Annotated in this window: 11 protein-coding genes and 1 tRNA gene; 6 read left to right on the top strand and 6 right to left on the bottom strand. The window is 64.0% G+C overall.

Going from position 1 to position 19,932, the window contains the following annotated elements; genetic code table 11:
* Positions 1 to 7 precede the first annotated feature (7 nt).
* From hutU to LB566_RS01270, 5 genes are all read left to right on the top strand, one after another.
* Complete coding sequence (gene hutU, locus LB566_RS01290) at positions 8 to 1,681, top strand: urocanate hydratase (protein WP_224622601.1); 1,674 nt, start codon at positions 8 to 10, stop codon at positions 1,679 to 1,681.
* An 11-nt stretch (positions 1,682 to 1,692) separates the two neighbouring features.
* Positions 1,693 to 2,280, top strand: coding sequence for a HutD family protein (locus LB566_RS01285; RefSeq protein ID WP_224622599.1), 588 nt, complete (start codon positions 1,693 to 1,695; stop codon positions 2,278 to 2,280).
* Positions 2,281 to 2,547: 267 nt separating this feature from the next.
* Positions 2,548 to 11,124, top strand: coding sequence for a GH36-type glycosyl hydrolase domain-containing protein (locus LB566_RS01280; RefSeq protein WP_224622597.1), 8,577 nt, complete (start codon positions 2,548 to 2,550; stop codon positions 11,122 to 11,124).
* Positions 11,125 to 11,478: 354 nt separating this feature from the next.
* On the top strand, positions 11,479 to 13,251 hold the full coding sequence (locus tag LB566_RS01275; protein WP_140521731.1) for a glucan ABC transporter ATP-binding protein/ permease: 1,773 nt from the start codon (positions 11,479 to 11,481) through the stop codon (positions 13,249 to 13,251).
* 171 nt (positions 13,252 to 13,422) lie between these two features.
* Positions 13,423 to 14,187: a heme ABC transporter permease gene (locus LB566_RS01270; RefSeq protein WP_224622595.1), complete on the top strand. Its 765-nt coding sequence runs from the start codon at positions 13,423 to 13,425 to the stop codon at positions 14,185 to 14,187.
* A 24-nt stretch (positions 14,188 to 14,211) separates the two neighbouring features.
* Here the strand turns inward: LB566_RS01270 and LB566_RS01265 are convergent, their stop codons facing one another.
* Positions 14,212 to 15,270 carry a D-TA family PLP-dependent enzyme gene (locus LB566_RS01265; RefSeq protein WP_224623613.1) on the bottom strand — a complete coding sequence of 353 codons (1,059 nt, stop codon included), beginning with the start codon at positions 15,268 to 15,270 and terminating at the stop codon, positions 14,212 to 14,214.
* A gap of 186 nt (positions 15,271 to 15,456) precedes the next feature.
* On the opposite strand from LB566_RS01265, the gene LB566_RS01260 reads away from it, so the two are divergent.
* Positions 15,457 to 16,143: a D-lyxose/D-mannose family sugar isomerase gene (locus LB566_RS01260; protein WP_140560557.1), complete on the top strand. Its 687-nt coding sequence runs from the start codon at positions 15,457 to 15,459 to the stop codon at positions 16,141 to 16,143.
* Between the two features lie 96 nt (positions 16,144 to 16,239).
* On the opposite strand, the gene LB566_RS01255 is transcribed toward LB566_RS01260, so the two are convergent.
* The 5 genes from LB566_RS01255 to LB566_RS01235 form a co-directional block, all read right to left on the bottom strand.
* Complete coding sequence (locus LB566_RS01255; protein ID WP_224622593.1) at positions 16,240 to 17,244, bottom strand: L,D-transpeptidase; 1,005 nt, start codon at positions 17,242 to 17,244, stop codon at positions 16,240 to 16,242.
* A gap of 468 nt (positions 17,245 to 17,712) precedes the next feature.
* The gene (locus LB566_RS01250; RefSeq protein ID WP_224622592.1) at positions 17,713 to 18,060 is read right to left on the bottom strand and encodes a trypco2 family protein; all 348 of its coding nucleotides are present in this window, start codon (positions 18,058 to 18,060) and stop codon (positions 17,713 to 17,715) included.
* 66 nt (positions 18,061 to 18,126) lie between these two features.
* On the bottom strand, positions 18,127 to 18,354 hold the full coding sequence (locus LB566_RS01245; RefSeq protein WP_224622590.1) for a hypothetical protein: 228 nt from the start codon (positions 18,352 to 18,354) through the stop codon (positions 18,127 to 18,129).
* 160 nt (positions 18,355 to 18,514) lie between these two features.
* A tRNA-Gln gene (locus LB566_RS01240) sits at positions 18,515 to 18,588 on the bottom strand.
* A 123-nt stretch (positions 18,589 to 18,711) separates the two neighbouring features.
* The gene (locus LB566_RS01235; RefSeq protein WP_224622588.1) at positions 18,712 to 19,644 is read right to left on the bottom strand and encodes a lysylphosphatidylglycerol synthase domain-containing protein; all 933 of its coding nucleotides are present in this window, start codon (positions 19,642 to 19,644) and stop codon (positions 18,712 to 18,714) included.
* Positions 19,645 to 19,932: the final 288 nt, after the last annotated feature.

Here is a 19,932-nt window from a genome sequence, read left to right as displayed (position 1 = left end):
AGGGACAATGATGACCGATCCTCGCCACAATATCCGCGAAGTGCGCAGCCCCCGCGGCGACAAGCTCAACGCCAGGTATTGGACGACCGAAGCGCCGCTGCGCATGCTGATGAACAATCTCGATCCCGATGTCGCCGAAAACCCCAACGAACTGGTCGTCTATGGCGGCATCGGCCGGGCGGCGCGCACCTGGAACGATTTCGACCGCATCGCCGCTTCGCTGAAGACGCTTGGCGAGGACGAGACGCTGCTGGTGCAGTCGGGCAAGCCGGTCGGCGTCTTCCGCACCCATCCCGACGCGCCGCGCGTTTTGATCGCCAACTCCAACCTGGTGCCGCATTGGGCGACCTGGGAGAAATTCAACGAGCTCGATCGGAAAGGCCTGATGATGTACGGCCAGATGACGGCCGGCTCGTGGATCTATATCGGCACGCAAGGCATCGTGCAGGGCACCTACGAGACCTTCGTCGAAGCCGGCCGCCAGCACTATGGCGGCGATCTCAGGGGCAAATGGATTCTGACCGGCGGCCTCGGCGGCATGGGTGGCGCCCAGCCTCTCGCCGCCGTCATGGCCGGCGCCTGCTGCCTGGCCGTCGAATGCGATCCCGACCGTATCGATTTCCGGCTGCGCACCCGCTATGTCGACGAGCGTGCCGATACGCTCGACGAGGCGCTGGAGAAGATCGCGCGCTGGACCAAGGCGGGCGAGGCGAAGTCGGTCGGCCTGGTCGGCAACACCGCCGATATCGTGCCCGAGCTGGTGCGGCGCGGCGTGCGCCCGGACATGGTCACCGACCAGACTTCGGCGCACGATCCGCTGAACGGCTATCTGCCCAAGGGGTGGACGCTGGCTGAGTGGCGCGAGAAGCGCACTTCCGACCCGAAAGCAGTCGAGAAAGCCGCCCGCGCCTCGATGCGCGAGCATGTCGAGGCGATGGTGGCGTTCTGGAACGCCGGCGTGCCGACGCTCGACTACGGCAACAACATCCGCCAGGTGGCGAAGGAAGAAGGCTTTGAGAACGCCTTTGCCTTCCCAGGCTTCGTGCCGGCCTATATCCGGCCGCTGTTCTGCCGCGGCATCGGCCCGTTCCGCTGGGCGGCCCTCTCCGGCGATCCGGAGGACATCTACAAGACCGACGCCAAGGTGCGCGAACTGACGCCTGGCAACACGCATCTGCACAATTGGCTGGACATGGCGCGCGAGCGCATCGCTTTCCAGGGCTTGCCGGCGCGCATCTGCTGGGTCGGCCTCGGCGACCGCCACCGGCTGGGCTTGGCCTTCAACGAGATGGTAGCCAAAGGCGAACTCAAGGCGCCTGTCGTCATTGGTCGCGACCATCTCGATTCCGGCTCGGTCGCCTCGCCGAACCGCGAGACCGAGGCGATGAAGGACGGCTCGGACGCGGTGTCCGACTGGCCGCTGCTCAACGCCTTGCTCAACACCGCGTCGGGCGCCACCTGGGTGTCGCTGCACCATGGCGGCGGCGTCGGCATGGGCTTTTCCCAGCATGCCGGCATGGTCATCGTCGCCGACGGCACGCCTGAGGCCGCCAGGCGCCTGGAGCGGGTGCTGTGGAACGACCCGGCGACCGGTGTCATGCGTCACGCCGATGCCGGCTACGACATCGCCATCGACTGCGCCAGGGAGCATCAGCTCAACTTGCCCGGCATCCTGGGCTAACGGGCCGACCGATGCGCGTCCTGCGGGCAGCCGGATACAAATCGATGCCATGGAAGAACGGCGGCGGCGTGACGACGGAAATCGCCGTCTCGCCGGCCGATGCCGGGCTCGACGCCTTCGACTGGCGTGTCTCGATGGCCCGCGTCGAGAGCGGCGGGCCGTTCTCCAGCTTTGCCGGCATCGACCGCACGCTATCGGTGCTGGAGGGCGAGGGAATCATTCTTGATGTCGCCGGCCAGCCGCCGGCGCGCCTGACCGCCGCTTCAGCTCCGTTTTCCTTTCCGGCCGACCGGCCGACCGGCGCCGAACTGATCGCCGGCCCGATCACCGATCTCAACGTAATGACCCGTCGCGGCCGCATGAGGCATTCCGTCGAACGTCTCGTGATTTCGGCCTCTGCGGAAATCGGGACTGAAAGCCGCGCGACCCTCGTCCTGTGCCTGGGTGGGGAAGTCGTGGTTTCCGCCGCCGAGCCTGTTCGCCTTGGCCACCTCGACGCGCTCCTGACTGCCTCAGCCGCAGCAGGCCTGCGCATCCAGCCGACCGACGACACGACAGTATTCGTGGTCCGGATCGATTGCATTCGAGCCAACGATTAACGCTTGTTTCCAAACATGATCGCGATGCCGGCGAAATATAGGGTAAGCTCCAGCCGGGATCACGAAAAAGCCTGAATCCTTTCCGTCGATCGGTCTCGGCGGGAGTGAGAGGCGTTCGTCTTTGAAACTGTCGAAAAGACGATGTCTCGTCGTGGTGCGGAAACAATTTTCGGCAAAAGCTGGGCATGCAACCAATTGCATTTGAATCGGTTTTAGGGCCATTGCCGTGGCGGTGACGCCGCTGAGTGCCCGCTTACGGAATTTTCAATGAATATTCAGACGAATCCAGCACAGATCGAAAAGACCAGCGCGAGCTTCCCGCCCATCACGGAAGAACCGATAAGATCCATTTTCCTGCCGGAGGAACGCCTTCGGCTGCTCGGTGAAAGCCTGGCCAAGGGCGATCTCGCGGATCTGTTCGGCCTGACGCCGTTCGATTTCCAGGCCCGCATCCGCGACAGCGCCAAGAAGATCCTCGAAGTCTACCGTTCGACCAACGCCGCGCAGGCGAGGGGCGAGACCATCACGCCCGCGGCGCAATGGCTGCTCGACAACAACTATCTGGTCGAGGAAACCATTTTCCAGGTCAAGCGCGACCTGCCGCGCCGCTTCTATCGCCAATTGCCGACACTGAAGCTGCCCGACGGCGGCAGCGAGCCGCGCGCGCTGGCGCTGGCCTGGACTTATGTCGCGCATTCCGACAGCTCCGTCTCCGCGACCATGTTCAAGGCCATCGTCCAGGGCTTCCAGTCGGTCGAGCCGCTGAAGATCGGCGAACTCTGGGCGCTACCGTCGCTGTTGCGCTTCGTTCTGATCGAAAATCTTCGCCGCCTGGCGGTCAGGGTCAACCGCACCCGGCAGATGCGCCAGATCGCCAATGATGTCGCAGACAAGGTGTTGGCGACCGACGATACGCGCGACCGCCAGGCGATCCTGGCCAATTTCAGCGCGCATGCCCAGGACACCACCTTTGCCACGCAACTGCTCTATCGCTTGCGCGACGGCTCGCAGAATGCAGGCAAGGCGCTGGAGTGGCTGGAAGGCGAACTCGAGAAGACCGGCTCGGACGCCGAGGAAATCATCATTTCCGAGCATCATACGCTGTCCAGCGGCAATGTGACGACCGGCAACATCATACGCGGCCTGCGGCTCATCAACGATATCGACTGGACGGTGTGGTTCGAGGGCGTCAGCCGTATCGACACGGTGCTGCGCGAGCGCACGGACTTCGCCGCGCTCGATTTCTTCTCGCGTGACCAGTACCGGACCGCGATCGAAGAGCTGGCCCGCCGCTCGAATCTCTCGGAATATCGCGTCGCCGAAAAGGCGATCGAACTGGCTGGCCAGGTCGCTAACGAGAATCCATCGGCCGCCGGCGACGCCGCTGGCGTTGCGGTTCCGCACGCGCACACGGATGTCGGTTTTTTTCTTGTCGGGCCACGCCGGCTGGAGCTGGAAAAGGCGATCGGCTACCGGCCGACCGTCAGTCAGACGGTCAAGCGCACCTTTGCCAAGACCGGATGGCTGGGCATCGTCCTGCCGGTCTTTGCGCTGACCGTGCTGCTGCTGGTGGTTTCCGGCAATGCCCTTGCCAATCTCGGCCTGTCTGTGCCTGCGATCGTCTTGATGCTGGCCCTGTTTGCCGTGCCGGCCAGCGAAGGCGCGCTCGCTTTCTTCAACACCGTTGTCTCGCTGTTCCTCAAGCCGACGCGCCTTATCGGCTATGACTACCGGCACGGCGTGCCGTCAGAGGCACGCACGCTGGTGGTGGTGCCGTCGCTGATCGGCTCGCGCGACGACGTCGAGGAAAACATCCGCAACATCGAAGTGCACTATCTCGCCAATCTGGCGGACGAGATCCACTTCGCCCTGCTGTCGGACTGGCCCGACAGCAAGACCGAGATCGACGCGGCCGACACCGAGATTCTCGAATTCGCCCGTGACGAGATCGCCCGCCTCAACGCCCGCTATCCCGCCGAAGGCGCACCGCGCTTTTATCTCCTGCACCGGCGCCGGCTCTACAATGCCGCTCAGGGATGCTGGATGGGCTGGGAGCGCAAGCGCGGCAAGCTGCACGAGCTCGACCTGCTGCTGCGCGGCGACAGCGACACCACCTTCCTGCCGCTCGATGTGCCGCTGCCGGAAAAAGTCGTTCACGTAATGACGCTCGACGCCGACACGCGCACCACCCGCGACGCGGTCGCCACGCTCGTCGGCAAGCTCTGCCATCCACTCAACCGCCCGCATTTCGATGCCACAAGGCGCGTCGTCACCTCGGGCTACACCATCCTGCAGCCACGCATCACTGCTTCGCTGACCAGCGGCGACGAGGCGTCGTTCTTCCAACGGGTCTTCTCGGCCAATCGCGGCCTCGATCCCTATGTCTTTGCGGTGTCCGACCTGTACCAGGACGTCTTCGGCGACGGTTCTTTCACCGGCAAGGGCCTCTACCATGTCGATGCCTTCGAGGCCGCGTTGCAGGGCCGCATCGAGGAAAACACCATCCTCAGCCACGATCTGCTCGAAGGCGCGCTGGCGCGTTCGGCGCTCGTCACCGACGTCGAACTGGTCGAGGATTACCCGACCCGCTATTCGGTCGACGCCTCGCGCCACCATCGCTGGGCGCGCGGCGACTGGCAGCTCCTGGGCTTCATTCTCGATCCGCGCTCCGGCGTCCCGGCGCTGTCGCGTTGGAAGATGGTCGACAATCTGCGCCGCTCGCTGACGCCGATCTTCTGGGTGATGGCCGCGATCGCCGGCTGGACGCTGCTGCCCTTCACGCAGGCAGCACAATGGCAGGCATTGCTTATCCTCAGCCTGTTCATGGCGCCCACTTTCGACGTCGTCAACGCCATACTGCCCAAGAGCGGTGACCAGACGCCGCGCGGCCATTTCTCCGCACTGGCGCGCGACGTCGCCTTCGGCACCGCCATGGTGGCGTTGAAGATCGTGCTGATGGCGCATAATGCCTGGATGATGGGCGACGCCATCGTGCGCACGCTCTACCGGCTGTTCGTCAGTCGGCAGAACCTGCTGGAATGGCGCACCGCCTCGCAGGCTCACAAGGCCGGCGACAACGACACCGGCTCCTACTACGGCATGATGTACGGCGCCGTGATCATCGGCTTCGTCGGCCTCGCCATTCCGGTGCTGGCCGATTCCACCGGCGCCTTCGTTGCCTTCTTCTTCGCGCTGTTCTGGATCGGCTCGCCGGCGATCGCCAGTTGGATCAGCCGCTCGGCCGAAACCGAGGACCGGCTGCGCATATCGCAGTCCGACATCCATACGCTGCGCACCGTGGCGCGGCGCACCTGGCACTATTTCGAAACCTTCGTCACGGCGGAGCATCATCATCTGCCGCCGGACAATTTCCAGGAGAGCCCGGCGCCAGTGGTCGCGCCTCGCACCTCGCCGACCAATATCGGCGTCTATCTCCTGTCGGTCGTGTCGGCCCGCGATTTCGGCTGGATCAGCCTGTCCGACGCCATAACCCGCATCGATGCGACGATGACGACCATCGAGAGCATGCCGCGTAACCGCGGCCATCTCTTCAACTGGTACGATACCACCACGCTGAAGCCGCTCTATCCGCTCTACATCTCGGCTGTCGACAGCGGCAATCTCGCCGGCCATCTGGTGGCGGTGGCGGCGGCCTGCGCCGAGTGGGCCGAGGCGCCGTCCGTTCATCTCCAGGGCGATTTCGAGGGCATCCTCGACACAGTGACCATCCTCGGCGAGAGCCTGGACGAGCTGCCCGACGACCGCCGTCAGCTGCGGCCGCTGCGCCAGCGCCTGGCCGACCGCCTCGACGGGATGCGGCGGGCGGTCGACACCATCAAGGCGCAGCCGGAAATGGCCTCGATCCGTACCATCAATTTGGCTGTGCTGGCCGGGGAGATCCGCAAGCTCGCCACCGCCATCCATACCGAGGCGGCATCGCCGCAGAGCGACGTCATTGTCGACTGGGCAGCCAGGCTCGAAGCCACCTGCGAGGCGCATGTCCACGACGCCCACAGCGACGACAACGCCGTCGAGGCGCTGCGGGCCAAGCTGCTCACATTGCGCGAGCGCACGCGCCGCTTCGCCTTCGAGATGGAGTTCTCGTTCCTGATGCGGCCGGAGCGCAAGCTGCTGTCGATCGGCTACCGGGTCGAGGAGCACCAGCTCGACGAGAGCTGTTACGACCTTCTGGCCTCCGAGGCGCGGCTGACCAGCCTGTTCGCCATCGCCAAGGGCGACCTGCCGACCGAGCACTGGTTCCGGCTTGGCCGGCCGATCGTAGAAATCGGCTTCCAGGGCGCGCTGATGTCCTGGTCCGGCTCGATGTTCGAGTATCTGATGCCGCCGCTGGTGATGAAGGAACCGCAAGGTTCGATTCTCAACCAGACCAGCAAGCTGATCATCAAGCGCCAGATCCAGTACGGCCGCCAGAAGAACGTGCCTTGGGGCATTTCGGAAGCGGCCTACAATGCCCGCGACCGCGAGCTGACCTACCAGTACACCAATTTCGGCGTGCCCGGTCTCGGGCTGAAGCGCGGTCTTGGCCAGAACACGGTGATCGCGCCTTACGCCACCGTGCTCGCCGCGCAATTCAACCCGCGTGAAGCGGTCCAGAATCTCGCGCGCCTGCGGGAACTCGGCGCGCTTGGCCGCCATGGTTATTACGACGCGGTCGATTTCACGCCGCAGCGCGTGCCGGAAGGCACCGATCACGTCGTCGTGCAGAACTACATGGCCCACCATTCCGGCATGTCGATCGCGGCGGTCGCCGATGCCATTTTCGAGGGTCGCCTGCGCGACCGTTTCCACAGCGATCCGGTCATCGAGTCGGCCGAACTTCTGCTCCAGGAGAGGGCGCCGCGCGACATCCCGACTGCGACCGTCAGGACCGAGGCGGACGAACGGGCGAAGGACGAGACCGAAACCGAGAGTCCCGACACCCGCATCGTGCTCGATCCTGTGCGGGCGCTGCGTTCGACCAATGTGATGTCGAACGGCCGCTATTCGGTGATGGTCACCGCGACAGGCTCCGGCTACAGCCGCTGGGGCGACCTGTCCGTCACGCGCTGGCAGCCGGATCCGACCGAGGACCGGCTCGGCTCCTACATCTTCCTGCGCGACGCCGGCACTGGTGATTGGTGGTCGGCGACGGCGGAGCCCAAGCGCGCGGCCGAGGAGCGCGCCCAGACGCTGTTCTCCGACGACAAGGCCAGCTTCGTCAAACTGGTCGGCACGCTGCGCTCCGAGGTCGAATGCATCGTCATCTCGGAAGGCAATGGCGAAGGCCGGCGCGTGACGCTGTTCAACGAGGGGCCGACCGACCGCCACATCGAAGTGACCTCCTTCGCCGAGCTGGTGCTGGGCCTGGAAGTATCCGACAATGCCCATCCCGCCTTCTCGAAAATGTTCGTGGAGACCGAAATTGCCCCCAACAATGGGGCGATCTTCGCCACGCGGCGCAAGCGCGAGACCAGCGAGCCAGACGTGACGATGGTGCATTTCGTCACCGACCCGTCCGGTCCGGCGCGCGACGCCGAAGCCGAGACCGACAGGCGCGCCTTCATCGGCCGCGGCCGCACCATCGTCGACGCTGCGGCTTTCGATCCGGGCGCCCGGCTTGGCGGCCATTCCGGCTTCACCCTCGATCCCGTCGCCTCGCTGCGCCGCCAGGTGCGCGTGCCCGCCAACAAGAAAATATCGCTGACCTTCTGGACCGTCGTCGGTTCCAACCGCGCGGAGCTGGAGGAGGCCATTGCCCGGCTCGATCACCCGGAGAGCTTTGCCCGACAGGCCATGCTTGCCTGGACGCGCAGCCAAGTGCAGACCCGGCATCTCGGCCTCAGCCTGGCCGACGCCGCCAACGTACAGAAGCTGGCGCGCTATCTGATCTATCCGGATCCATTCCTGCGCCTGCCGGCCGAATCCATCGCTTCGGGACTGGGCAAGCAGTCGAGCCTGTGGCCGACCAGCATCTCCGGCGATTTCCCGATCTTCCTGGTCAGGATCGGCGACGTCGCCGATCTCGAAATCGTCGCGCAGGCGCTGCGTTTCCAGGAGTACATGCGCACCCGTGGCATGATGATCGATTTCGTCGTCGTCAACGAACAGGCCTCCTCCTATGTGCAGGACCTGCAGCGAGCGGTCGAATCCCTGTGCGAGAACAGCCGTTTGCGCGGCAAGGAGCTCGGACCGCGCCAGCACATATTCGCCGTGCGCCGCGACCTGATGGACGAGACCACCTATAAGACGCTGCTTGCGGTTGCCCGCGTGGTTCTGCACACGCGCAACGGCACCATCTTCGATCAGATCGAGCGGGCCGAGGTGGCCGCCTTGCAGGCGCGGGACGCCCAGCAGCCGGCGGCATTGCCCGAATTGGCGTCTATGACGCATTCCTTTGGCTCGCAGGCCCTGGCGGCGGACGGGCACGGGCTCAGCCAATGGAACGGGTTCGGTGGTTTCGAGGGCGACGGGCGGCACTATGTCGTGCGCCTGGCCGGCCGCAGCACCACGCCGCAACCCTGGATCAACGTCATTTCCAACGCCTCGTTCGGCTTCCACGTCTCCGCCGAAGGCGCTGCATTCACCTGGAGCCGCAACAGCCGTGACTACCAGCTGACGCCGTGGTCGAACGATCCCGTTTCGAACCGGCCCGGTGAGGGCATCTATATCTATGATCACGCCAGCGGCCGGGCCTTCTCGCCGCTCGCCGCCGTGGTGCGCGATCCGTCGATGACTTACGAGACGTGGCATGGCCAAGGGTTCTCCACCTTCCGGTCAAAGCGCGGCTCACTGTCGATGGACCTTACCCATGTCGTCGACCCGGTCGACCCGGTGAAGATTTCCCGCCTGCGCATCCAGAATGCCGGCCCGGCGCCGGCCAGGCTGCGCGTCTATGCCTATGCCGAATGGGTGCTGGGCGGACATCGCTCGCGCACGGCGGCGACCATCGTTCCGTCGCGCGATGTCGCCACCGGCGCCTTGCTGGCCCAGAACCCCTACGGGCTCGATTTCGGCGAGCGGGTCGCCTTCCTCGCCGCCGATGACGGCGTGCATTCGGTGACATCGGACCGGACCGAGTTCCTGGGCCGGCACGGCACCAGCGAATTTCCGCAGGCGGTGCTGAGCGGCGCGGGATTGTCAGGCCGCGTGGAGGCTGGCGACGATCCCTGCGCTGCAATCGCCCGCGACATCGATGTCCCGGCCGGCGGCGACGTCACGCTGTTCTGGCTGCTCGGGGACGCCGGCTCGGCCGCGGAAGCGAGCGCCTTGGTGCGCAATCATCGGGGCAGGGATTTCGACCAGCGTCTGGCCGACAACGAGCGTGAGTGGCGCGGCTTCCTCGACACCATCCAGGTCGAAACGCCGGACAAGGCGCTCGACGCCATGGTCAACCACTGGCTGCCCTACCAGAGCCTCGCTTGCCGCATCCGCGCCCGCTCTGCCTTCTATCAGGCCAGTGGCGCCTTCGGCTTCCGCGACCAGTTGCAGGACACGCTGGCTCTGCTGGCGCACGATCCCAAACTGGCGCGAGACCAGATCCTCAACGCGGCGCGGCGGCAGTTCCCCGAAGGCGACGTGCAGCATTGGTGGCTGCCGCGCACCGGGGCGGGCGTGCGCACGCTGATCTCCGACGACGTGGTGTGGCTCGCCCATGCCACCGCGCGCTACCTGCTGGTGACGGGTGACGCCACCATCCTGAAGGAGCAACTGCCTTTCATCGATGGGCAGGCGCTGGGCGAGGGCGAGCACGATGCCTTCTTCACGCCCGAGATTTCCAAAAAGACGGCGTCCCTCTACGAGCATTGCGCGCGTGCGCTCGATCTTGCCATTACGCGCAGCAGTCCCGCCGGGCTGCCACTGATCCTCGGCGGCGACTGGAATGACGGCATGAACCGCGTCGGCGAGCAAGGCAAGGGCGAGAGCGTCTGGCTCGGGTGGTTCCTGCTGCGGACGCTGGGCGACTTTGCCGCCGTGGCCAAGACCGAGGGCGATGCCAAGCACGCGCAGGCCTGGGCAAAGCATGCCGACGCGCTGAAACGCGCGTTGGAGAGCACGGCGTGGGACGGCGAATGGTATCGGCGCGGCAGTTTTGACGATGGCACGCCGCTCGGTTCGCGCTCATCCCAGGAGTGCAGGATCGACTCCATCGCCCAGTCCTGGAGCGTGCTCTCGGGCGAGGGCGATCCGGCGCGTTCGACGACGGCCATGCAGCAGGCGACCAAGCTGCTCGTCGACGACGAACTCAAGATCCTCAAGCTGTTCACGCCACCCTTTTCGAAGACGAAGAAGGATCCGGGCTACATCAAGAGCTACCCGCCGGGCGTTCGCGAGAATGGCGGCCAGTATACCCATGCCGCCACCTGGTTCGTCATCGCGCTGGCCGAAATGGGGCTGAACGACGAGGCCTATCGCTGCTTCTCGATGCTGAACCCGGTCAACCACGCCTTGGACGAGGCCGCGGCCGAACGCTACCGCGTCGAGCCCTACGTGGTTGCCGCCGACATCTACGCCGGTGACGGCAATGCCAGCGACAACAAGGGCGGCCGCGGTGGCTGGACGTGGTACACGGGCTCGGCGGGCTGGCTGTACCGGGCGGCGGTCGAAGGCATTCTCGGCATCGAGCGGCGTGGAAAGCAGATCACGTTTAAGCCGAAACTGCCCAGCCATTGGGATGGCTACGCCGCCACGCTCAAAATGCTGGGGGCCGAAGTCACGGTACGTGTCGTCCGCGACAAAAAGACCAAGTCGATCTCGCTTGAAGTCGATGGTTCGAAGACGAAATCCGCGTCTTTCCAACCGAAGGCTGGTAGCAAGGTCGAAGTGGTCGTGAAGATACCTTCGTAAAATCAACAGCTTCAACCCTGTCCCGCGTATCCTCCGGAATGCGCGGGATAGTCTTTTGTCTATTTGCAGATCTCCGCTGCGGCAGCCGGCGCACCCGGTCGGGGCATGCCGGGCAAGTTCCCCGTGATTAAAAATGTGGCAGCGCTCAGCGGCTGCCATGATTTTGCCGCAAGGCTGACATTTCACCTTTTATCTCAACCCGTTAGGTGATCACGTGAGATTTCGCATCGTCGTCATCTTTTGTTCGCTAAACGGGAACGGAAGGGATAGACGGGCATTGTTTTGCGACGCGTTAACCGATACGTGTCAAGAAATGGTGCAGTGCACAATAAATGTTTTGGCGGAGTAGCTGAAGTGTCCCTTCTGCAAATCTACTGGCGAGCGCTCGGTTATTTGGCAGCTGACAGGAAACGCGTGGCGCTGATCTGCTCGGCCAATGTCGCGCTGGCCATCATCGCCATCCTGGAGCCGATCATGTTCGGTCGCGTGATCGACGCGATTTCCGCACACGGCTCCGTCTTTTCGACGCTCGCCCTCTGGGCCGGCCTCGGCGCCTTCAACATCATCGCGTTCGTTCTTGTGGCACGCGGCGCAGACCGCTTCGCCCACGCCCGGCGCAGCGAAGTGCTCTGCGACTCCTTCGAGCGCGTCATCACCATGCCGCTCGCCTGGCATCACCAGCGCGGCACGTCCAATTCCCTGCACACGCTGCTGCGTGCCGTGGAGACCTTGTTCAGCCTCTGGCTCGAATTCATGCGCCAGCATCTGTCCACCGCCGTCGCGCTGTTCCTGCTGATCCCGACCGCGCTCAGCATGGACGTGCGCATGTCGATGGTGCTGCTGGCCCTCGGCGTACTCTATGTCGGCATCGGCCGGCTGGTGATGAAGCGGACCAAGGCGGGCCAGGCCGCCGTGGAGCGCCACTATCACACCGTATTCGCCCATGTGACGGATTCGGTCAGCAACGTCGCCGTTTTGCAGAGCTACAACCGCCTCGGCCATGAGGCCGATACGCTGCGCCGCTATGTCAAGAACCTGCTCGATGCGCAGAACCCTGTGCTCGACTGGTGGGCCATGGCCAACGCGCTGCATCGCCTGTCGTCGACCATTTCGATGATGGTGGTGCTTTTGATCGGCGCCTATCTGGTCACCCACGGCCAGCTGCGCATCGGCGACGTCATCGCCTTCACCGGTTTTGCAACGCTGCTGATCGCCCGTCTCGACCAGATGTCGGCATTCGCCAACCAGATTTCGGAAGCCCGCGCCAAGCTCGAGGATTTCTACCATCTCGAGGACTCGGCGGCCGACGCCGCCGAACCGGACGGGCTGCGCGATCTCACCAACGTCACCGGCCACGTCCGTTTCGAGAATGTCGGCTTCGAATTCGCCAATTCGGGGCAGGGCATCCACGACGTCTCCTTCGAGGTCCAGGCGGGCCAGACCGTAGCCATCGTTGGGCCGACCGGCGCCGGCAAGACCACGCTCATCAATCTGTTGCAGCGCGTCTTCTCGCCGTCCACCGGTCGTATCCTGATCGACGGCATCGACACCCGCACCGTGACCCGCAAGTCGCTGCGCCATTCGATCGCCACCGTGTTCCAGGATGCGGGTCTGCTCAACCGCTCGATCGAGGACAACATCCGCGTCGGCCGCTCCGATGCGACCAACGACGAGATCCATGCCGCCGCCGACGCGGCTGCCGCACAGGACTTCATCCTGGCCAAGAGCAATGGCTACGACACGGTGGTCGGCGAACGCGGCGGCCAGTTGTCCGGCGGCGAGCGCCAGCGCATCGCCATTGCCCGCGCCGTGCTGAAGGATGCTCCGATCCTGGTGCTGGATGAGGCGACCAGCGCGCTCGACGTCGAGACAGAAGACCGCGTCAAGGAAGCGATCGACGAATTGCGCCGCGACCGCACCACCTTCATCATCGCCCACCGCCTGACCACCGTCCGCGACGCCGACCTGGTCGTGTTCATGGACAAGGGCCGGGTGGTCGAAATGGGCGGCTTCGCGGAACTGTCGCTGCGCAACGGCCGTTTCGCCAGCCTGCTGCGCGCCGGCGGCCTGCTCAACGACGAAGAGGTCCGGCGCCTCAGCCGCTCGATACAGGGCGAGGCCGCCTGAGCGGGTTCTTTTACCTCCTCCTCGTGGGGAGATCGGACCGAAGGTCCGGTCGGGGAGCGCCGCCATCCCTACCCCGCTGCTTCGCAGCGATCCTCCCCAAAAGGGGAGGTGACAAGGCCTGCGACACTCCCTCGATTGCCCCAGACGCATAGCCGGGCTATTTAAAGCGGCATGAGCGACAGCACTTCACGCCTGAGCGGCTGGACCGATCTTGCCAACCCGACACGGTTCGTGGCGCTTGCCGACCGGGTCGTGCCGTGGCTGGCGACGATTGCGGCGCTGACCCTTGCCGCCGGGCTCTATATGAGCTTCACCGCGCCCGAGGACTTCCAGCAGGGCATCACCGTCCGCATCATGTACATCCATGTGCCTTTCGCCTGGTTGGCCATGATGTGCTACACGCTGATGGCGCTCTCGGCGCTCGGCACGTTGGTCTGGCGCCATCCGCTGGCCGATGTCGCGCTGAAATCGGCGGCCCCCATAGGTGCCGTCTTCACCGCCCTGGCGCTGGTCACCGGTTCGATCTGGGGCAAACCGATGTGGGGCACCTGGTGGGTATGGGACGCGCGGCTGACTTCGGTGTTCGTGCTGTTCCTGATGTATCTCGGCATCATCGCGCTGACCCGCGCGCTCGATGACGTCGGCCGCGCCGCGTGGGCCGCCGCCATCATCACGCTGGTCGGCTTCATCAACATCCCGATCATAAAATTCTCGGTCGATTGGTGGAACACGCTGCATCAGCCGGCCTCGGTGTTCCGCATGGGCGGATCGACCATCGACCCCTCGATGCTGTGGCCGCTGCTGGTGATGGCCATCGGCTTCACGGTGCTGTTCTTCGCGCTTGACCTGATGGCGATGCGCACCGAAATCCGCCGGCGGCGGGTGATTGCGATGCGGCGGGTCGCGGCGCGGCAAGCTGAGCGTCAGCCGGCTTGAATCACCCGCGCCTGGCCAAAGAAGTCATCCCATCCGCCCGCGCGCGGCCACCGGCAGGGTTTCCAGCACCGTCTCGCCGTCGATCAAATTGACCTCATTGAACAGGTTTGTCACCACGCAGCAATGATCGGGCACCACGCGCACGCGCTCGCCGATGCGAAGCTTGCCATCGCCTGACAGCGTCACCGTGCCGTGTTCCTCGCTCAGGCCCGTCACCCGCGCTCCCGCAACGCCTAACAGCTCACCGAAATCGGCGAGCCCCAGCGTGTCGCTCGACAGCGCCTTGCTGCCGGCGTCGAGGATGGCACGGGTCCGCGTCGGATGGCTGACCACGGTCGACAGCACTGTCAGCGCGCAATCGTCAAGGTTGCCGACGCCCTTGGCGACCTGGTAGCGGTCGAGATAGATGTAGGTGCCGGGCCGGTATTCCGTGACGACGCTGTCTTCGCCGGAGCGCCACATGTCGGGCGTGCCGCCGCTGGAGATGCGCTCGCAGGCAAACCCGCAGGCGGCCAGCGCCTGCCTGGCGCCGGCGAGCCAGGCCTCGGCCTCCGCCGCGCGGCCCGCGGCCGGATAGGTCATCAGCCCGCCGAAGGCGAGGCCCTTGGCCGTGTCGATCTGTCTTGCCAGGCCAACCGCTTCTCCAGCCGTCTGCACGCCGCAGCGGCCCATGCCGGTGTCGCACTCGACCAGGACCGGCAGGGGATGGCCGGCATCGGTGAAGGTGGCGGCCAAGCCTTCGATCGTCTCCATGCTGTCCGCCGTCACCGATAGGGTGACGCGCCCATGCAGCGCCTTCAGCCGCTCCAGCTTGGCGCGGCCAAGGATGTTGTAGGGGAGAAAAATGTCGGTCAGCCCGGCATCGGCCATCACCTCGGCCTCGCCGATCTTCTGGCAAGTGATGCCGACCGCGCCCGCGGCGACCTGCTTCTTCGCCCAGTAGGGCAGCTTGTGCGTCTTGATGTGCGGCCTGAGCTTCAACCCGTGGCGGTCGGCATGCGCCTGCGCGCGGGCAATATTGGCTTCGGCGCGCGCGGCATCGATCAGGATCGATGGCGTATCGAGGTCGTGGATGGTCGGCATCATCTGTCACCCTGTGGAATCCGCAAGGGTTATGACCCTGAAAGTGTCTTGTGTCACCCGGCCAGCCAAGCGGATCCGTGGTTCCATGCGGCCACGCCGCAAGCCGGGATCGGGCAATACGGATCGACACCGCATCGCCGTTCGGCTATGCGATTTGTCGGAAAAGTCGACACGAGGACCACGATCATGAAACGCTCCGCCATCAACGACATCATCCGCGAAGCCGACGCTTTCATCCGCTCGTTCGGCTACATCATGCCGCCCTTCGCCTATTGGTCGCCGGAAGAGATGAAGGCGCGCCAGGTCGATTCCTCTGCGATCTTCACCTCACGGCTCGGCTGGGACATCACCGACTACGGGCAGGAAAAATTCAAGGAGCTCGGCCTGTTCCTGTTCACCGTGCGCAACGGCCGCTACGAGGACATGAAGAAGGGCATGGGCATGCTCTATGCCGAGAAGATCATGATCTCGCGCAAGGACCAGCTGTCGCCGATGCACCGCCACAACATCAAGGCCGAGGACATCATCAACCGTGGCGGCGGCAAGCTGGTGCTGGAACTGTTCATGCATGATCGCGACGGCGGCATCGATCCCAAGGCCGAGGTGTCGGTGCCTGTCGACGGAACCATCCACCGGTTGCCGGCGGGCGGACTGCTGAAGCTCGACCCGGGCCAGAGCGTCACGCTGCTGCCCGGCGTCTGGCATGCCTTCTGGGCCGAAGGCAAGGACGTGCTGATCGGCGAGGTGTCGACCGTCAATGACGATCTCACCGACAACGTGTTTCGCGAACCGATCGGCCGCTTTTCCAACATCGATGAGGACGTCGCCCCGCTGCACCTGCTGGTGTCCGACTATGAGAAGTGGCTGGGGTAGATCAGCCGTGAATTGAGGCACCGGCCGGCTGACGGTCAAGGTGGCAGCGCCTCAGGGACAGCAGCCAAGTCGAAGCGAGTCGCTCCCAGGATGCCGCTACGGCGATCCCTTTGTGATTGATCCCACCGGCTCGCCGGTGAAGATGACCTTCGTGCCTTCGTGCACTTCGGAGGCGAGGTCTTCGGCGTCCCAATTGGTCAGCCTGATGCAGCCATGCGAGAAGGTTTTCCCGATCTTGCTTGGCTCGGGTGTCCCGTGAATGCCGTAACTTTCGATGGACAAATCGATCCAGACCGAACCCACCGGATTGTTTGGCCCGGCGGCGATCGTGAAGGGGCGTTTGGTCCTCACCCCCTTGAAGGCGAAGTCGGGATCGTAGTGATAGGTCGGATTGTGCACCACGCGTTTGACCTCCGCTTGGCCGCTCGGCGCCGGCTTCTCCTGGCTGCCGATCGAGGCGGGGTACACCGCAAGCACTTTGCCGGAAGGGTCGCGCACGCGCAGCTGGCGTGCGCCCTTGTCGACCTCGACGTCAGCAACACCTGCGGGCGGATCGCCTCGGGTGACGGCAGGCACCAGCACCTTTTGCCCGGCCTTCCTGAAGCCGACGTCGGGGTTGAGCCGTTGAAGCAATTGTTGGCTGACGTGGAAGCGCTCCGCTATTTTTTCCGCCGCGTTGTGGTAGCCGAGTCTGCGCAGGCGGGCCATTCTCTCCATGCGCGCCGGAATTCGCCTGGTAAACGGTCCGCGCACATCCTTGCGCGTCAACTTGTAGGTCTCGAGCACCGGGCTCGGGGACGTCGCGGCCAGCCTGTCCCAGGTCTCGCGCGTGAGCTTGCCGTCGGCAGGCAACCCGTTGGCCGCCTGAAATGCCCGGACCGCCTTGGCGAAATTCTCTGCGGCGCGGCCGTCGATCAGGCCCGGCGAGAAGCGTGCGCGATCCAGAAGGATTTGCGCCTTCAGCACGGTCGCACTGACGCCTTTCGCTTCGCCGTCGTCGAATTGCGCGTTGTTGACGGTTGCGGCATCCAGCTTTGCCGCCGCTGATACGTCGCACGCCATGGCGAGCACAACCGCCGCGACGAGAAGGAGTCTGGTCATCGACGTCACACTCCTGCATGAGCACCTGCTTCTATGACGTTGCAGGATCGATCTGGTTCCATTCCTCCGCACCTGGGTCGCGATCACCGACTGCCAGCAAAGCGAACCCGGACCAGGAGCGCCCGGTCGCCGTGGATGCATGTGTCGATAGGCTCAACGGCAGCAGTTCGGCGCGGGCTGCACGCTCGTCCTGCACAGGCATGACGAACTGATCGGCACATCCGCCTTGGCCAACTTTGCCTCCAGCCGGCAACGCCTCGCTCTCGCGGCGCCAAGGCACATCGTGCCGACTCGGTCTGCCGAACGCATGTCGCGCGCCGACAGGGTAGACAAATCCGCTACGGCACAAATGATGATGTGCTGCAAATCTGGCCGATAATATTGAAGCCTTTGGCTGAAACCACGAGATTCCAAAGGGCCAAAAAATTCTGGTCCGGTGATACGACAGTCAATATGCGTGCCCTTGTTCTATCTGGCCCTCACCAGCTTTTTGGCGTCGGTGATATGAGTATGAGGCCACGCAACGGCTAGAGTGAACTCTATCCGGCTTACGTTTGACTGTTCGCGTTCGCCACCGCCTTCACCACCAAGCTTTACCGAAAAGACCTCAAGGGACGCGCTAGCGCCTCCTTTGGCCTTATTGCCTGTCGAAACGGCAATGTCGAACTTGATCGTATCGACTTCCATTTCGCCGAAATCGTGGGTTTTCGGATTAACATAGCCGTGCCGCCTATCCGCTTTTCGTTCTTCAATTGTCTCCTGGACGGCGTCCATGACGTCATTGAGCGCGGCCTTCACAAATTCCTTCAGTTCCATCTTTCCGTCCTCGCCCTTGGACTAGCTGTCAATCATCGGGTTCATAGTCAGGCTTGTCGAAAGCGTTCAAGCTGACTTCCTTGTGAAACTGCCGGGAACTACGCCCAGTGCAAGCAACAGGTCTGGGTCGGTATCCTTGTCGAAGCGAACCAGATAAACGACAGTCCCGCCATCGTTGCTGTCGATCGTTTCCAGTTTCCCTCCCGCTTCGTGAAGTAGCTCGACATCGACGCCCCAGTCGGCGGCGATTTCCGCCGCGCCGTCGTCATCCTCAAACATAGCCTCACCGCCCATTTGCCTATCCTTTCACCCTGATGAGCAGATCATAAGCCGGAATCACCAGCCAGGTCGCCAGAAGAAGGCGATTTCCACAGGGCGGAAAGCTAACAAAAGGTGCTAACGAACCCTGCTAATGTCGAAAGTTAAGTGATTGATTTTACTGCGAAAAATGATTTGGCTGGGGAACCTGGATTCGAACCAGGACTAACGGAGTCAGAGTCCGTGGGTCTACCGTTAACCTATTCCCCAGCAGGCGCGGTCATGAACCGCGCGGGTCGAGCGGGCGAACCGCTGTGAGCGCTGCCTTGTAGCCGCCAGCGGAAAATAGTCAAGCCTGCCGGTGTTTCAATTGTGATGTTTCGGCGCGGCGCCTCAGCTCCCTGTCCGCCCGAACTGCGAGCGCTCGAAGTAGAGCACGATGCCCAGGCCCAGAAACAGCGGGACGATGAGATAAAACAGCCGGAACACCAGCAGGGCCGCCAGCACGCCCACGGGGTCCATGTCGGAGAGCCCGGCCAGGAACACCACTTCGAACACGCCCAGCCCGCCCGGCGCGTGCGAGATCTGCGCGATCGCGAAGGAGACGAGGAACACGCCGAGAACGACGAAATAGCCGGGGTTGTGGGGCTCGGGCAGGGCAAAGAAGATGATCGCGGCTGCCGCCACCAGCTCAATCGGGCCGATCAGCAACTGCCGCGCCACGATCGGCAGGGCCGGATAGTGAAGCTGGAAGCTGCCGATCTTGAGCGGCCGCAGATGCAGCCAGCTGCCGAAGATGTAGGCGGCGACGACGGCAAGCATGACGATGCCCGCAGCACGCGAGAGGCCGTGATGGGCAATGCCCGAGAAGCGATCGATGATCTGCGGCTCGAACACCAGAACGAGGCCGGAGGCAAGTACGGTCGACAGCACGAAAGTAATCCAGCAGATCGCCACCAGCACGCCGACATCCTGTCCGCTCAATCCCCTCGTGCCGTAGGCGCGGTAGCGAATGACGGCGCCCGAAAACACCGAGCCGCCGATATTGTGCGACAGCGCGTAGGTGGTGAAGGAGCACAGCGTGACGAACAGCCACGACACGCGTTTGCCGATATGCAGGAGCGCGATGTGGTCGTATCCGGCCAGCGAGGCATAGGCGACAACCGAGCTCAGCCCCGCCAGGATCCAGCCGCTCGCCGGGATCGCCGCAATACCGTCCCAGACATCGTCGAGCGAAATGCCGCGCAATTCATGCCAGAGCAGCAGGAGCGAGAAAATCACCGCCCCGATGCCGACGACCGGCCAGAAATAGCGTCTCCAGTTCATTGCCTGATCGCCATGCGTTGCGGTCCGTTTCCTTCGCTGTCATCGCGGGAAAGCGGTCGGCGATTCCGATCGCTTTGCCCCCTCATTTCAGAAATGCCTCATCGAAGCCGGCTATTCAACCGCCGGGCCTTGCCGCTCTGGCAAGAGCCGGAAAATCGGCAACCGATCGGGAATATCGGCCCGGCCATGCGGCCGTCCCTGCATGCATTTGTGCTGAAAGTCGCTGTTTGCCCCCACTTTGCGTAAGACGCGGCAGCAGGCGGTTTGCGGACAGCCGGCAAAATTCGT

This window comes from Mesorhizobium sp. CA13 (assembly GCF_020165235.1).
GTDB lineage: Bacteria > Pseudomonadota > Alphaproteobacteria > Rhizobiales > Rhizobiaceae > Mesorhizobium.
The sequence above is the reverse complement of the archived record's forward strand: the minus strand, read 5'-3'. Positions and strand labels throughout refer to the sequence as shown.

Coding starts and splice junctions, on each gene's coding strand:
- LB566_RS01235 (WP_224622588.1), bottom strand. CDS start 19,644: ATGAACTGGAGACGCTATTTCTGGCCGGTCGTCGGCATCGGGGCGGTG.
- hutU (WP_224622601.1), top strand. CDS start 8: ATGATGACCGATCCTCGCCACAATATCCGCGAAGTGCGCAGCCCCCGC.
- LB566_RS01270 (WP_224622595.1), top strand. CDS start 13,423: ATGAGCGACAGCACTTCACGCCTGAGCGGCTGGACCGATCTTGCCAAC.
- LB566_RS01250 (WP_224622592.1), bottom strand. CDS start 18,060: ATGGAACTGAAGGAATTTGTGAAGGCCGCGCTCAATGACGTCATGGAC.
- LB566_RS01245 (WP_224622590.1), bottom strand. CDS start 18,354: ATGGGCGGTGAGGCTATGTTTGAGGATGACGACGGCGCGGCGGAAATC.
- LB566_RS01285 (WP_224622599.1), top strand. CDS start 1,693: ATGCGCGTCCTGCGGGCAGCCGGATACAAATCGATGCCATGGAAGAAC.
- LB566_RS01280 (WP_224622597.1), top strand. CDS start 2,548: ATGAATATTCAGACGAATCCAGCACAGATCGAAAAGACCAGCGCGAGC.
- LB566_RS01265 (WP_224623613.1), bottom strand. CDS start 15,270: ATGCCGACCATCCACGACCTCGATACGCCATCGATCCTGATCGATGCC.
- LB566_RS01255 (WP_224622593.1), bottom strand. CDS start 17,244: ATGACCAGACTCCTTCTCGTCGCGGCGGTTGTGCTCGCCATGGCGTGC.
- LB566_RS01260 (WP_140560557.1), top strand. CDS start 15,457: ATGAAACGCTCCGCCATCAACGACATCATCCGCGAAGCCGACGCTTTC.